12 protein-coding genes are annotated in these 14,861 nt (G+C 71.3%); 11 read left to right on the forward strand and 1 reads right to left on the reverse strand.

Going from position 1 to position 14,861, the window contains the following annotated elements; all coding sequences use genetic code 11:
- Positions 1–195 precede the first annotated feature (195 nt).
- From CAP_RS12640 to rpsD, 11 genes are all read left to right on the forward strand, one after another.
- Positions 196–414 (forward strand): hypothetical protein, encoded by a 219-nt coding sequence (locus tag CAP_RS12640; protein WP_156040737.1) that lies wholly within the window; start codon positions 196–198, stop codon positions 412–414.
- A gap of 187 nt (positions 415–601) precedes the next feature.
- The gene (locus CAP_RS12645) at positions 602–1,018 is read left to right on the forward strand and encodes a hypothetical protein (protein WP_044240331.1); all 417 of its coding nucleotides are present in this window, start codon (positions 602–604) and stop codon (positions 1,016–1,018) included.
- Between the two features lie 123 nt (positions 1,019–1,141).
- Complete coding sequence (locus CAP_RS12650) at positions 1,142–2,227, forward strand: ATP-binding protein (protein ID WP_044240332.1); 1,086 nt, start codon at positions 1,142–1,144, stop codon at positions 2,225–2,227.
- The gene (locus CAP_RS12655) at positions 2,227–4,617 is read left to right on the forward strand and encodes a DUF5682 family protein (protein WP_044240333.1); all 2,391 of its coding nucleotides are present in this window, start codon (positions 2,227–2,229) and stop codon (positions 4,615–4,617) included. The genes CAP_RS12650 and CAP_RS12655 overlap by 1 nt, the downstream gene beginning before the upstream one ends.
- Entirely contained in the window at positions 4,614–5,816 is a 1,203-nt protein-coding gene (locus tag CAP_RS12660) for a VWA domain-containing protein (protein WP_044240334.1), read from the forward strand. The genes CAP_RS12655 and CAP_RS12660 overlap by 4 nt, the downstream gene beginning before the upstream one ends.
- Positions 5,813–8,794: a HEAT repeat domain-containing protein gene (locus CAP_RS12665; RefSeq protein WP_052374966.1), complete on the forward strand. Its 2,982-nt coding sequence runs from the start codon at positions 5,813–5,815 to the stop codon at positions 8,792–8,794. The genes CAP_RS12660 and CAP_RS12665 overlap by 4 nt, the downstream gene beginning before the upstream one ends.
- A 26-nt stretch (positions 8,795–8,820) precedes the next feature.
- Positions 8,821–9,378, forward strand: a complete 558-nt coding sequence (locus CAP_RS12670) for an MGMT family protein (RefSeq protein ID WP_063748682.1) — start codon at positions 8,821–8,823, stop codon at positions 9,376–9,378.
- 155 nt (positions 9,379–9,533) lie between these two features.
- Positions 9,534–10,679 carry a Rieske 2Fe-2S domain-containing protein gene (locus CAP_RS12675; RefSeq protein WP_081864826.1) on the forward strand — a complete coding sequence of 382 codons (1,146 nt, stop codon included), beginning with the start codon at positions 9,534–9,536 and terminating at the stop codon, positions 10,677–10,679.
- A 52-nt stretch (positions 10,680–10,731) separates the two neighbouring features.
- Positions 10,732–11,628, forward strand: a complete 897-nt coding sequence (gene purU / locus CAP_RS12680) for a formyltetrahydrofolate deformylase (RefSeq protein ID WP_044240336.1) — start codon at positions 10,732–10,734, stop codon at positions 11,626–11,628.
- 64 nt (positions 11,629–11,692) lie between these two features.
- Complete coding sequence (locus CAP_RS12685; protein WP_231511400.1) at positions 11,693–12,754, forward strand: P-loop NTPase family protein; 1,062 nt, start codon at positions 11,693–11,695, stop codon at positions 12,752–12,754.
- A gap of 384 nt (positions 12,755–13,138) precedes the next feature.
- Positions 13,139–13,750, forward strand: coding sequence for a 30S ribosomal protein S4 (gene rpsD, locus CAP_RS12690; RefSeq protein ID WP_044240340.1), 612 nt, complete (start codon positions 13,139–13,141; stop codon positions 13,748–13,750).
- A 160-nt stretch (positions 13,751–13,910) separates the two neighbouring features.
- Here rpsD and CAP_RS12695 read toward each other — a convergent pair whose 3' ends face one another.
- Positions 13,911–14,816 (reverse strand): alpha/beta hydrolase, encoded by a 906-nt coding sequence (locus CAP_RS12695; RefSeq protein WP_231511403.1) that lies wholly within the window; start codon positions 14,814–14,816, stop codon positions 13,911–13,913.
- Between the last annotated feature and the right edge of the window lie 45 nt (positions 14,817–14,861).

Genomic DNA, 14,861 nt, shown 5'->3' on the forward strand with positions numbered 1-14,861 from the left:
CTGCGGTGCCATCGGTCGCTTCCGCGGCACGTGCTCAGGGTTCGCTGTACTCACCTCCCCGGCGTCGCCATGCGTTCTGCACGGGGCGCGCCGCGGCGAGAGGCCTCTCCGGTGACACACTGGTGATCACCGCGCGGCTGACGCGACGCTCTCCTGTTCGGAACGTTCAGGCCATGAACGCGCTGGATGGATCTCGTGAAGCAAACTCATCTCGGCCTGTCTTCAGCGCGTGCGAGGCTCGATGCAGGTGAGACCGACTTCACCACGCCGACGCCAGGGCCCCTGCTCCGGGTCGACATCGCTACCCAGGCCATCGCGCCCTTCGGCACGCTGAGCGGCAAGCTCGATGGCATCGATCCCTTCGAGGAAGGGCTCCTTGTCTCCGACGGCGCCTTGGCGAGCCCCCATCCCTGAGCGCGCCGCCCGGGAGGCGGGGTACGGGATCATGGACCACCCCTGGGGGAACAAAGATCCACCTCTCGGGGTCCATAGACCGAGGGGACGCGAGAAATCCCCGGAGTTTTCGCGGCTTTCTCTCCCCTCCGGCTGTGGCACGGAGCGTGCGAAGGCGGAGTGTCGAGCCGGAAAGGACACGATCGCCATGCTGAAGAAGACCGTCGCTCTCGCCGCGCTGCTCGTCACCAGCTTCGTGGGAACCGGAACCGCGCCCGCGGAGAGCTACTACACGCTCTCCATCAGCGCGCCGACCGCGAAGGCGAACGCGAAATCCGTGGCGACGGTGAAGGTCACTTCCCGGGGCGACACGCACATCAACAAGAAGTACCCGACCCGGCTCACGGTCAGCCCGCCCGAGGGAGTGGCCGTCACCAAGGCGAGGCAGACGGCGACCGACGCGGTGAAGCTCAACGACAGCACGCTCGAGTTCGAGGTCGCCTTCGAGGCCGAGGAGCCGGGGACAAAGACCATCAAGGGCGAGCTGCGCTTCGCGACCTGCAAGGGCGAGGAGAGCTGCCAGCAGTACACGAAGCGCATCAAGTTCGACGTCGACGTGGAGTGATCATATCCCTCGGGCGTCGACCTCCCGAGCGACGGGAGCGCGCCCGCGTCACGTCACCCGCACCGGTTCTTGCCAGTTGGCCCAAACTGGATCCGGCGACGTCCTTCCGTTAGTCCTGGGTCCATGACGGACATCCGCCTCCCCGCCGAGGTCAAGCACAAGGCCGAGCTTGAGGCCCTCGCCGCCAGCGACAACGCGCCGCGCCCCCCGGGCTGGCGGCTCTCGCCGCGCGCCGTGGAGACCTACGTCATGGGCAGCGACACGCCCGTCGGCGGTGTCCTCATCACCCCCAAGTACATCGGCGATCGGGCGCTCGTGCAGGTGGCCATCGCCACCCTCGCCTCCGACCGGGCCCTCATGCTGGTGGGGGAGCCGGGGACCGCCAAGAGCTGGCTGTCGGAGCACCTCGCCGCGGCGATCAGCGGCACCTCCGGGCTCATCGTGCAGGGCACCGCCGGCACCAGCGAGGAGCAGCTCAAATACGGCTGGAACTACGCCCTCCTGCTCGCAGAGGGGCCCTCGCAGAAGGCGCTGGTCCCCTCGCCCATCCTGCGGGCGATGCGGGAGGGCAAGTTCGCGCGGCTCGAAGAGATCACCCGCACCTCGTCCGAGATCCAGGACGCGCTGATCTCGATCCTCTCCGAGAAGCAGATCGCCATCCCCGAGCTCGGCGAGGGCGTGAGTGCGGCCCGCGGCTTCAACATCATCGCCACCGCGAACACCCGCGACCGGGGCGTGAACGAGATGAGCGCCGCGCTCAAGCGACGGTTCAACTTCGTCACCATCCCGGTGGTCGAGGACCTAGAGCAGGAGATCCGGATCGTCACCCGGCGCGAGGCCGAGCTGCGGAGCGACTACCAGGTGGGCGTCGAGCCCCCGGCGGAGCTGGCCAAGGTGCTGGTGACGCTGTTCCAGGAGCTGCGCGCCGGCGTGACCAAGGACGGCAAGACCAAGGTGAAGCAGCCGGGATCGGTGCTCTCCACGGCCGAGGCGATCAGCGTCCTGTTCAACAGCGGCATCCTGGCGCAGCACTTCGGCGACGGCCAGGTGACGCCGGAGGACCTGGTGCGCTCGCTGCTCGGCGCCGTGGCCAAGGAGAGCCGTGACGACGTGAAGGCCGTGCGCGAGTACTGCGAGACGGTCGCCAAGGGACGCGCTGGCCTCTGGAAGGAGTTCTACAGCGCCGCGAAGAGGCGGCTCAACCCCTGATGAACCTCGACCTGCTCAGGTCGGTGCACGTCTTCCCGATCCGGCACCACTCGCCGCGGTCCAGCGCCGCCCTGCGCGCGTTCCTTGAGCACACCAGGCCGTCGCTCGTGCTCGTGGAGGGACCTCACGACGCCACCCACCTGCTCGCAGCGCTGGTGGATCCCGGGACCAAGCCGCCCGTCGCCATCCTGGGCTACCGGGTCGATGGCGAGCAGGGCTCCTCGCTGTGGCCCTTCGCCACCTACTCGCCCGAGTACGTCGCGGTGAAGTGGGCTGCAGAGCGCGGCGCCCGGGCCGAGTTCATCGACATCGCGATCGGCACGGCGCTCGCGCCCCACGAGGGTGAGGTGGTGGGCCACGAGGACCTCGACGACCCGGGCTCCGAGGAGAGCTGGGCGCCCGAGCACGAGGCCGACGAACCCGCAGCGGCCGTCGCGCAGGTGCAGGAGGAGGAAGAGGAAGCGCCACGGGTGAACGTCTACCAGGCGTGCGCCGAGGCCCGCGGCTTCCGCTCCTTCGAGGAGTTCTGGGAGGCGTCGTTCGAGGCGCCCGCGTACGACCCCTCGTCCTTCCGGGAGGCGCTGATCGCCTACGCCGACCTGGTGCGCGCCGAGGGGGACCGGCTGGTGCACCGCGCGCGCGACGCCTTCATGGCGCGGCAGGTGCTGGAGCGGATCGAGCAAGGGATCGCACCCGAGCGGATCGCGGTGGTGGTGGGCGCGGCGCACGCGGCAGCGTTCGCGGCCGGTGACGTGGACCTCTCGCTCGACGAGTGCCTACCCGCGCCGGTGCCGGTCGCTGCGACGCTGATCCCCTACAGCTTCCCGCGGCTCGCGGAGCAGCTCGGCTACGGCGCGGGCAACCGCGCGCCCCGCTACTACCAGCGCGCCCACGACGCAGGGTGCGACTTCCAGCGGGCCACGCTGGAGGTGCTGGTGGAGTTCACCGAGCACCTGCGCTTGCGGGGGTTCATGGCCTCGCTGGCCGACACCATCGAGGCCTACCGGCTCGCGGTGCGGCTCGCCGACATCCGGGGGAAGGCGGGTCCTGGCCTCGACGAGGTGCGCGAGGCGACCATCGCCACGCTCTGCCGGGGCGACGCCGCGCACGTGGACGGCTTCCTCTGGCCCGCGATGATCGGCAAGAGCGTGGGCCATGTGGCGAGCCGGATCGGCAGGACCTCGCTGCAGGAGGAGTTCTGGCGCGAGGTGCGGGCGCGCAGGTTGCCCGCGAGCGACGCCCCCGAGTCCTTCACCCTCCAGCTCACCAACGAGACCGAGGTCGGCACCAGCATCTTCCTGCACCGCCTGCGCATCGGCGAGGTCCCTTACCCGACCTACCTGGGGACGCAGCGGGGCCTCGGTGGACGCGCCGCGCGCGCCAAGCAGGACGCGGCGCTCGACACGCAGGCCTTTCTCTCCCAGGTGAACGAGGCCTGGGAGGCGCAGTGGACACCCGCGACCGACGTGGCGCTCGTCGAGAAGATCGTCCTCGGCGACACGCTGGAGCAGGTGGTGACGCGCGCCCTCGGCGAGCGGCTCGCCAACGCGGGCGGCGCGGGCGATGCCGCCGACGTGCTGCTCGACGCGGTGCTCACGAGCTGCCCCGTCACCGTGTCCGCCGCCCTGCGCGCCTGCGACCGGCTCGCCGCGTACGACGACGACCTGCCCTCGCTCGCGCGCACCACGAGCAACGTCTCGTACCTCGTCTCGTTCGGGTCGACCCGCTCCCGGTCGTCCGTGGGCGATCAGGTGCTGGTGCCCCTGGCCCGAAAGAGCTTCGACCGCGCCGTCTTGCGGGTGCGGCAAGCGTGCACCGGCGACGACGAGGCGGTGGCCCCCATCAAGGGCGCGCTGCGCACCCTGCACGATCTGGCGACCTCCCGGCCCTACCTGGACCAGCAGGCGTGGGCCGAGGCAGCCCGGGACATCGCCGAGACGTTCACGGTCAACCCCGCGTGCTCCGGGATGTGCTGCGGGCTCCTGTACCTCGCGCAGAAGCTCGACGAGGACGAGGTGTCGCGCATCGTCGGCCTGCGCCTCGGCGCCATCGGGGAGCCCCTCGCGGCGGCGTCGTTCCTCGATGGCTTCCTGGAAGTGAACGCGCTGGTGATGGTGAAGAGCCGCCCGGTGGTCGAAGCGCTCGACGCCTTCCTCGCGGGGATCGCGCCCGAGCGCTTCCGGGAAACCCTGCCGGTGCTGCGGCGCGCGTTCTCGCGGCTGGGAACCACGGAACGGCGTTACCTGCTCGAAAACGTGCTCGTGGCGCGGCGCATCGCCGACAGGGCGGAGGCCGCGCACATCGTCCTTCTGGAACAGGACAGAGAGCGGCTGGTGGCGATGAGCGACGAGCTCTCCGCGGCCATGGACGACCTGGACGAGCTGCTATGAGCGACGAGGAACTGCCGTCGAAGGATCGTGAAGCGCTGCTCCGGTGGCGGCTGGCACTCGGCACCGAGGCAGAGCGCACGAGCGGGCGCTTTGCGCTGAGCGGCCTCGAAGGCGAGGCGGGGAGCGTGGGGCTCGACCCCGGGCGCCTCGGCGACCTCGATCGAGCCCTGTCGTTCGTCTACGACGACAAGCACGACAAGTCGGGCGGGCTCGCCGCGTCCCGGCCCTACATCCCGAAGTGGCTCGCCGCCGTGCGCGAGCTGTTCAGCCACGAGGTGGTGGCGCTGGTGCAGAAGGACGCCATCGAGCGGCGGGGCCTCAAGCAGCTCCTCTTCGAGCCCGAGACGCTGCCGCTGCTCGAGAAGAACGTGGAGCTCGTGGCCACCCTGATGAGCGCGCGCGGCCTCATCCCCGACCGGGCGCGCGAAGCAGCACGCCAGATCGTGCAGGAGGTCGTGGACGACATCCGCAAGACCCTGGAGACCGAGCTGCGCACGGCGGTCCTCGGCGCGCTCCGGCAGCACACCACGAGCCCGCTGCGCGTCGCCCGCAACCTGGACTGGAAGCGCACCATCCAGAAGAACCTCAAGGGCTGGGACGCGAGCCGGAAGCGCCTCGTCCCCGAGCGGCTCTACTTCTGGGCCAACCAGCAGCGGCGCCACGAGTGGGACGTGGCGGTGCTCGTCGATCAGTCCGGGTCCATGGCCGAGAGCGTGGTCTACAGCTCCATCATGGCGGCGATCTTCGCCTCCATCGACGTGCTCCGGACGCGGCTCCTCTTCTTCGACACCGAGGTCGTGGACGTGACCCCGCTCCTCGTCGACCCGGTGGAGGCCCTGTTCACGGCGCAGCTCGGCGGGGGCACGGACATCAACCGCGCGGTCGCCTACGCGCAGCAGCACTTCATCGAGCGCCCCGAGAAGACCCTGTTCATCCTCATCTCGGACCTCTACGAGGGCGGCAACAAGACCGACCTGCTCGGGCGCCTCCAGCAGCTCGTCGACAGCCGCGTGAAGACGGTCTGCCTGCTGGCGCTCACCGACGGTGGCAAGCCCTCGTACGACCACGAGATGGCCGCCAAGGTCACCGCGCTCGGCATCCCCTGCTTCGGCTGCACCCCGAAGCTCCTCGTCAAGGTGGTGGAGCGGATCATGAAAGGGCAGGACCTCGGCCCCCTCGTCACCCAGGAGGCGCGGTGACCTCGCCCGCGTCGGGTACCTCGCCCGCGTCGGGTACCTCACCCGCGTCGGAGGACGTCCAGCGCATCGGCGTCGGCGAACTCCAGTCCTGGATCGGCGATCGGCGCGAGCTGGCGAAAGGGACGGCCCTGTACGACGACGGGAGCCTCCTCAACCTCTCGCGCCACCGCAACAAGCTCTACTGCGACGCAAAGGGCTCGGGGGCGACGCCGTACAAGGTGACGGTGGTCTACACGGCCGAACCCGCGCCGGAGTTCAAGGCGCAGTGCTCCTGCCCGGCGGCGAGGTCGAAGGGGCGGGGGGGCTTCTGCAAGCACGGCACCGCGCTGATGGTGGCGTGGGCGCGCGCACCCGAGTCTTTCCTGGTGAGCGACGGACCCTCCTCCGGCGGGGAGAGCGCGGGGGAGGTCAAGAAGCGGCAGGTCAAGAAAGGCAGGGTCAGCGCCGAGGACCTGATGCGCGCTGGCGTGGAGCAGGTGTGCACGCTGGTGCGGGAACTCTCGGTCGCCGGGGTCGCCTCGCTCTCCGAGGAGAGGGTCGCCCAGGTGCAGGGCCTCGGGGAGACGCTGCGCGCGAACCGCCTGCGCCGGCTCTCGGCGCGGACCACCGACCTCGGGCACCTCCTCGCCTCGGCCGCCGCGCCGGACGGCATGGTGCCCCCGGGCCGATACACCGCCCTGCTCGCGGACATGCTCCTCACCGCGCGCAAGCTGGAGAAGCACCTCGCCGGAGAGCCGCTCGGAGACCGCCACGTCGAGGAGCTGATCGGCAAGACGTGGCAGAAGGCAGATCGGCAGCCGGTCAGCGGCCTCCACCTCGTGGAGTACGCCTTCACTTCCTACACCACGAGCGATGACTTCCTGGTCAACGAGAGCCGGTTCCTCGACGTCTCGTCAGGGCTCCACCACAGCGAGAAGCAGATCCTCCCCCTCGCCATCGTCAAGCGGACCCCGCTCAACACGAGCCGCGCCGGCTACCTCCTGGAGGGGGCGCGGGGGACGACCTTCCCTGGCTTCCCGCCTCACCGGATCGACTTCGAGGACCTCGGTCAGCGCAAGCTCCTCGGCAACGCGATCCTCGCGGCGATGGTGGACAAGGCGCTCCCTGGCGCGGGCGCCTCGCTCGCGGCCCTGCAGGCGCACCGGAAGGACCTCTTCGCGCCCGACCTGATGCCGGTCGCGGTGCGGGTCGACGCCCTGCTCGTGCGCGGCGACCGGCTGGAGGCGATGGACGAGGGCGGCAACACCTTGCACCTGCCCCACGACGAAGCGCTGGAGGAACGGCTCGCAGGCGTGCTCCGCGCGGGCAAGCTGCGCGTCCTCTTCGGTGACGTGGGCATCGACGCGGCGCTGCCGACGCTGTGGCCCGTCGCGGCAATTCTTGAGAGCGAGATCGGGCTTGAGCTGCGGGCGATCATGGAGCCCCTCCGCGCGCGCGCGGAGACGCCCGGGGGAAGCGAGGGGCCCGAGGGGTCTGCGTGGGCGGCGGCGGCGAGGGCAGCCGGCGTCTCGGGTGCAGCCATCGTGCTCGGCGAGGTGCGCGGAGAGCTGGCCGACGCCTTCGCGACGGGGCTCTCCTCGCTCACCCCGAGGCGCGTCGAGCCGCTCGTGAAGCGGCTCTCGGAGCTGGGCCTGGAGAAGCAGGGCGCCCTCCTCGCCGCGCTCCCGGCGCGCCTCGAGCCCTCGGAGCGGCTCGGCGATTTTATCAAGCTCTACCAGGTCCTGGAGATCGCGCTGGTGCGGCTCGCGGGCACGGCCCACGTGGACCGGTCGCAGCTCGTGCAGGTGCCCACCTATGCCGGCGTCCACGTCGAAGAGCCCTCCGAGCGTCTCTCGCCCGCGGAGGTGACCCGCCGCCGCGCCGAGGGTACCCTGAACCGCTACGAGGCCGCGATCCACCACGCGCGGTACTACGGCACGCTCTCGGGTGAGCAGCTCACGGACGCCATCCTACCCACCTGGGCGGACGGCGCGGCCACGCCTCACATCGTGGCCGCCCTCGCCACGCGCCCCGAGGAGGGCCTGCAGGCTGCGCGGCGCGCGCTCGACACGGCCGCCGGCAGGACCACGCGCCTCACCGCCGTGAAGGTGATCGGCGCGATCGGCGTGGCCTCGGCGAAGGCCAGGACCTCGAAGAGCCACGAGGCGCACGCCGAGGCCATGCTCCATCAGATCTTCGACGAGGCGAAGCGCGCCCAGGACATGCGGATCTTCTCGCTCGCGCGCGAGTCCCTGGAGCTGATGCAGGTGGCCCGGCAGCCCACCGATGCCGGCGCACGGCGCAAGATGCTCGACGACGCGCGGCAGGTGGAGGATCTGTGCCGGGAAGCGCTCGAGGCGAAGCGCCGCGAGGAGCGGGTGACAGCGCTGCGCACCCTGGGCTACCGGGGCAGCGGCGCGGCCATCCCCACGGTCCGGCAGGCGTTCTGGAGCGACACCTCCAGAGAGGTGCGGGACACGGCCACCGAGGTGCTGGCGTTGCTCGGCGACAGCGACATGGTGGAGGTCTTCGTGCGCATGCTGGCCAAGCGCACCAGCGACGAGGATCTGGCCAAGGCCGCCGTGCTCGCGCTCGGCCACCTCGCCGACGTGCGCAGCATCGACGAGCTGCTCGCGGCCTATGCCGACGGCTACCAGCCGGGGATGGTCACGGACGCCATCCGTCGCTTCGGCCTGGTGGCCCTCGCGCCGCTCGTCGCGCTCGTGGAGCGGCGCCCGGAGCTCGCCCTCCGCCAGGCTGCGCTGTCCGTGCTGCGCGCCCTCGACGACGGGGAGCTCACCAGGTGCCTCGTCGGGCGCCTCGAAACCCAGCGGGGTGCGGCAGACCTGCCCGAGAAAGCACAGATCTACCTGCGGCTCGCCGACGTGCACGCGCACGCGCGGCGCGCGGTGGCGGGCGCGGTGGTCACGCTGCTCGGCGCAGAGCAGACGCCAGCGGCGCTCCGGGCGGTGCGGACCGCGCGCAAGGTGCTGGATTGAACGCATGAGACGCGAATGAAACGCGCATGAAACCGAAGACCCGTCAGGCGCCCTCGAAAGCTGCACCGGTCCCCGAGCCCCTGTCCTGGTGGAACGACTTCTACCGGGTCGTCTGCAGCATCCCTCGGGGGAGAATCTCCACCTACGGGGCCGTGGCAGCGATGGCCGGCCACCCGCGCGCGGCGCGCCACGTGGGGCAGGCGCTCTCGGCGCTCGGCGAGACCGGCGACCTGGCCAGGGTGCCCTGGCACCGCGTGCTCGGGAGCCGCTCGCGGCAGCGGGCTGCGATCTCCATCAAGGATCCCGTGGGAGGCGCGCTCCAGCGCGCGCAGCTCGAAGCCGAAGGGGTGGAGGTCGACGTCCGCGGGAGCGTGTCTCTCGATCGCTACGGGTGGTTCGCCAGCGCTCCGCCGAGGACTTCAGCGCGCAAGGCGACCAAGGCGACCCGCGCGACCAAGGCGACCCGCGCGACCAAGGCGACCCGCGCGACCAAGGCGACCCGCGCGACCAAGGCGACCAAGGCGACCCGCGCGACCAAGGCGTCCCGGCGAGGTGCGGCAGCACCGAAGCGCCGCGCGTCCTGATCCTGCATCCCCGAAGCTCTTCCCAGGTCCTCTGCGCGACGATCCGCAGGGGTAGCGACCCTCGGGAGCGTAGGGGCCGAAAGGCCCCTGATTCAGGGTGCGCAGCACCGGGGCACGCTTGTCAGTGCCCGGAAAACGCGCAACGCTCCCGGGCGATGGCAGCTCCCGAGACCGCGATCCAGACGGGCGAGGAGGCCGAGGGGGGGCCCCTCCTGCCGGTCCGCGCGTTGCTCGCTCCGCCCCAGGCCAAGGTGCGCGCGTCGGTCGTGCGCTTGCCGGGCCAGTGGTTCATCGTGGCGATGGCGTCGGAGCTTCAGCGCAAGCCCATCGCCCGCATGCTGCTCGGCATGCCGCTCGTGCTCTTCCGCGACGGAGAGGGCCACCCCGGCGTGCTCCTGGATCGGTGCCCGCACCGCAACGTGCCGCTCTCGATCGGTGAGGTCGTCGACGGGCAGCTCCAGTGCGCTTACCACGGCTGGCGCTTCGATGGCCGCGGCGCGTGCCGCTTCGTTCCCTCTCTGCTGGGTGAGCCAGGGGCCAAGGCGCGCAACGCCATGAGCTTCGCGGCGCTGGAGCAGGACGGCTTCCTCTGGGTGTACTCGACCCCCGGAGAGACCCCGACCACGAGCCCCTACCGCTTCCCGCAGCTCGGCGAGAAGGGGTACACGGCGGTGCGGCGGCGGGTCACCTCGGAGTCGACCATGCACGCGGCGCTCGAAAATGCGCTCGACGTCCCCCACACCCAGTACCTGCACCGGGGGCTGTTCCGCTCGGCGACCCGCGGCATCCAGATCACCGCGAAGGTGCAGCGCTCGCGGGACCGGGTCGTCGCCGAGTACGTCGGCGAGCCGCGCCCTGAGGGCCTGGTGGCGCGCCTGCTCTCGCCCTCGGGGGGCATGGTCACCCACTTCGACCGCTTCATCCTCCCTTCGATCGCGGAGGTCGAGTACCGCATCGGCACGGAGAACCACTTCCTGGTGAGCGCGGCGATGACGCCCGTCTCCGATTTTCTGACCCACATCTACGCCGTGGTGAGCTTCAAGGTCCGCCTCCTGCCGGGGTGGCTCCTCAAACCCTTCCTGATGCCGCTCGGCCTCCAGGTGTTCGCGCAGGACGCGGCGATGCTCAAGCTCCAGACCGAGAACATCCAGCGCTTCGGCGGCGAGCAATACGCCTCGACCGAGATCGACGTGCTCGGGCGCCACATCTGGCGGCTGCTGAAGAAGGCGGAGCGCGGCGACGCTCAGGCCCTGCTACGCGGCGACGAGGTGCACGAGGAAGAGGTGAAGCTCCTCGTGTAGGCGCGTGTTCGCGCTCGCACCCGCCTCGCGCTTGCGCTAGGGCGAGCGCCCGATGAGCCAGCCAGTTCACGCCCTCTTCCTCGTCTCCGCGCCCGACCAGCCAGGCCTCGTCGCGCGGCTCGCCAGCTTCTTCTACGCCGCAGGCCTCAACATCGTCGACGCCAGCAACCACACCGACGTCCACGCCGAGGGCGGCGCCCGCTTCTTCATGCGCCTCGTCGTCGACCTCGCCGGGCTCTCCACGCCTGCCGCGAGCAGCGCGCTCCGCGGCTCGGCGACGCGCGGGGCCCTGGAGGCCGCGTTCGGGGAGCTCGCCACCTCGCTCTCGGCGCAGTGGTCGGTCCGGTACTCGGACGTGGTCCAGCGGGCCGCCGTGCTGGTCACCAAGGACCCGGCGTGCCTCTACGACATCGTGCTGCGCCAGCGCTCCGGCGAGCTGCCCTGCGAGATCCCGCTGATCATCTCCAACCACCCCACGCTGGAGCCGGTCGCCGAGAGCTTCCGCATCCCCTTCGTCTGCCTCCCCGTCACCCCGGAGACCAAGGCCGACCAGGAGAAGCGCGTCCTTGAGCTCACCGCCCAGCACCACATCGACCTGGTGATCCTCGCCCGCTACATGCAGGTCCTCACCTCGGGCTTCCTCGACCACGCCCCGCCGGTGATCAACATCCACCACGGGTTCTTGCCGGCCTTCCAGGGCGCGAGGCCCTACCACCAGGCCCACGCCCGGGGCGTGAAGCTCATCGGCGCCACCGCGCACTACGCGACCAAGGACCTCGATCAGGGCCCCATCATCGAGCAGGACGTGGCCCGGGTGACCCACGCCATGGGCCCCGACGAGCTGACGCGCGTCGGTCGTGACGTCGAGCGGGTGGTGCTCTCCCGCGCCGTGCGCGCGCACCTGGAGCGGCGGGTCATTGTCGAGGGGCGGCGGACCATCGTGCTGTGATCGCCACCCCGCCCGCGCCACCCCGCCCGCGGGTGCTACCCTCGCCCCCGCGATGACGCCCTCCGTGTTCCCTCCCCGACCCGTGGCGCTGCATGGACGGCGCCGCGAGCTGGAGACGCTCGCTGCCGCGATCGGGCGCGCGCACCCCACCCGGATCGCCCTCGTTGGCGCCGGAGGCAGCGGCAAGACCACCCTCGCCTGCGCGCTCGGGCACCGCCTTCGCCCTGGCCTATCCGGCGGCATCCACTGGATCCGGGTGGGCGCCTGGGACATGCGCACCCTCGTCGGCATGCTCGCCCTGCGCTTCCGCTCGGGGAATCCGCACTCGCTCAAGGCGCTCAGGCGGCGCCTCGAAGCGCAGGGCCCAGCGCTCATCGTCCTCGACAACCACGAGGACGATCGCGCCGTGGCCGCGCTCCTCGACGCCCTGCGCGGGCTCCCCATCACCTGGGTGATCACCGCGCGCCGCTGCCTCATCGCCGGGGTGACCATCTTCCCCGTCGCTCCACCGCTGGTGATCTCCGGCGAGAGCCCGTTTCCCGCCATCGCCGCGCTCACCCAGCTCCTCCGGTGGAACCCCGTGGCGCTCGAGATCGCCAACGCCGCGGTGACCGGCGGCAGCATCGACGCCGAGGCGCTGCGCCGCTGGCTGCTCGCGCGCGGGGTGGACCGGGTGCACGCCATCGCCCACGAGGACGACCTGCCCGAGGTGGCGCTGATGGTGGCCTGGGCGTGGACGCAGCTCTCCCCCGCGGCGCGCCGGATGATGGCGGTGCTCGCCCACGCGGGCGGTGACCACCTCGACGAGGCTTCCCTCGCCACGCTCGCGCGGGCCGGCACGCAAGCTCCCGATGCGCTCGCCGCCCTCCGCGCCCTCCGCCTCGTGCAGGAGCCGCTGCCGGGCCGCATCGCGCTCCACGCCACCGTGCGCCACGTGGTCGCCGGGCGGACCCGCGCCGCGCCGCAGCGGTACTTCGATCACTACGTCACCCTGCTCGAACAGCACCCCGAGCGCCTCGACCTGGAGCAGACGCACCTCTTCGCGGCCATGGACCACGCCCACGACACCGGCAGCCTCGAAGACGCGCTGCGGGTGCAGGCGCTCCTCGCCCAGGTCGGCCTGTGAAGCGCAGGTGACGGTTTCTTCACCCCCGAGGGGGCCGGGGGGGAGCCATGGCACCCTCCGCGGGGCTCTGGATCGTGCCCTGACGTCCCTCAGGGAGGCTCCGCTGGGCCGATCCGCGGGTCCGGAGCCCGGCCTGGCGGAAAAAACGCCATGCCCCGTTGATTTCGCGCTATGCGGTCCCTCCGGCATACCGCGGCTGCGGTCACTGGATGAAACGTGGAACGAATGCTCACGACCGGTCTACTCCCGTCCCGGGTCTCACCCTCCGTCAACCGGCGCGTATAAAGCTCGTTAAAGAGAAGAGAAAGGACAGCGAAGCTCGATGAATATGTCTGCACACACGGGCGCCTGCGGCGCGCGCACTTCCTGTGGGAGGGCACGCGGATGAGCCGGTACACTGGACCTCGCGTCAAGATCATGCGCGCGCTCGGGACCGAGCTTCCTGGCCTGTCCGCGAAGAAGACCGAGCGACGCCCCTACCCCCCCGGCCAGCACGGCCAGGCCCGCAAGAAGCTCAGCGAGTACGCGCTGCGGCTCCGCGAGAAGCAAAAGCTCCGCCTGAACTACGGCCTGACCGACAGGCAGCTCCGTAACCTCATGATCGAGGCGCGCGGCAGCGACATGGCCGCGGGCGCGAAGCTCATCGAGCTGCTCGAGCGCCGCCTCGACAACGTGGTGTTCCGTGCGGGCTTCGCGCGGACCATCCCCGCGGCGCGGCAGCTCGTGACCCACGGTCACGTGCTCGTCGACGGCAAGCGGGTGGACATCGTGTCGTACCGCCTCCGCGCCGGGCAGACCGTGAGCCTCCGCGAGAAGAGCCGCGCCCACCAGACGGTGGAGACCGGCCTCGCTCGCAAGGATCTGGAAGCCCCGACGTGGCTGTCGGTCGACAAGGACACCCGCTCGGCGCGCGTGGCCTCCCTCCCGGACGAGACCAGCATCCCGTTCGCGATCGAGGTCCAGCTCATCATCGAGTTCTACTCGCAGCGGCTGTGACGCCCGGCCGACCCTTCGGGGTCGGTGCGTCGGCGCGCTGGCGCTTCGGCGCCTCTCTTCCTCTTCAGCGCATTCAGGAGACGGAGCTGCCTCCCCCGGCCGGTGTCCACCGGCCCGGTGCCCGGTGCCCGGTGCCCAGTGCCCAGTGCCCAGTGCCCAGTCAAGGAGGCGGCAGTCCGCGTTGCACACGCTCGTGCCAGAGCAGCATCTCCGCGCCTCCGGGGCCACGGTTCCAGCCGTAGTCGTGCGGCCCGGGGCCGACGAAGAGGTCGTGGGGGACGCCCTGCTTCGCAAGCTCGGCGCTCAGCGCGCGGATCTCGGGCAGGAACGGGTCACCCTCGCTGGAGACCAGGCGCAGGAGGAGCGGCGCCTTGCGCGTGGCCTCCTTCGCCAGCGCGGCGAAGGCGGGCGCCTCTCCTGAGCGGATCGCCGGCTGCAAGGCGCCCACGGCCCCGAACACCTCCGGGTGCGCGAGGCCCACGAGCAGCGCGAGCCTCCCGCCGAGGCTGACGCCATCGATGCCCACCCGCGCCCGCGGCGCCTCGACGCCGATCTCGCCACCGATCTCGCCGCGTACCCGCGGCAGCAAGCGCTCCACCACGAAGCGCCCGAAGAGCCGTCCCCCTTCCAGGCTCCTGTCGGTGGGCTCCGGCGTGTAGGGCGTCGCGACGACCATCTCGCCGAACGGCGCTGCCTGCAGCGAGGCGTTCATCCGCGCGAGCCGCGCCGGCTCCACGAACCCACCCAGATCGTTCGCCGTGAGCGGCGGCGCGCGCAGGCGCCCGAGCATCCTGTCGAGGTGGTAGTCGTCACGCCAGCCGCGCGCGCCCACGTCCACGCCGCGCACCGACTCCCCGCGGCCATGCAGCGCCACGAGCAGGGGCAAGCGGGGAGCGCCGTCTGGCACGAGGAGCAGCGCGCGCTGCTCGCCGGGACTGTCTGCCCCGGGTTCGAAGCGCAGCTCTCTCCAGCGGGGATCTGGTGCGTCGACACGCGGAGCACCCCCTCGGCACGCCGGGAGCGCGAGGGCCGCCAGCCCGGAGATCACCTGCCGCCGGTGCATCATGGCGCGCATCCTACCCCTGCCCTTCCCTCCCCCCGGGATCTCCGG

This window comes from Chondromyces apiculatus DSM 436, assembly GCF_000601485.1.
GTDB classification, from domain to species: Bacteria; Myxococcota_A; Polyangia; order Polyangiales; family Polyangiaceae; genus Chondromyces; species Chondromyces apiculatus.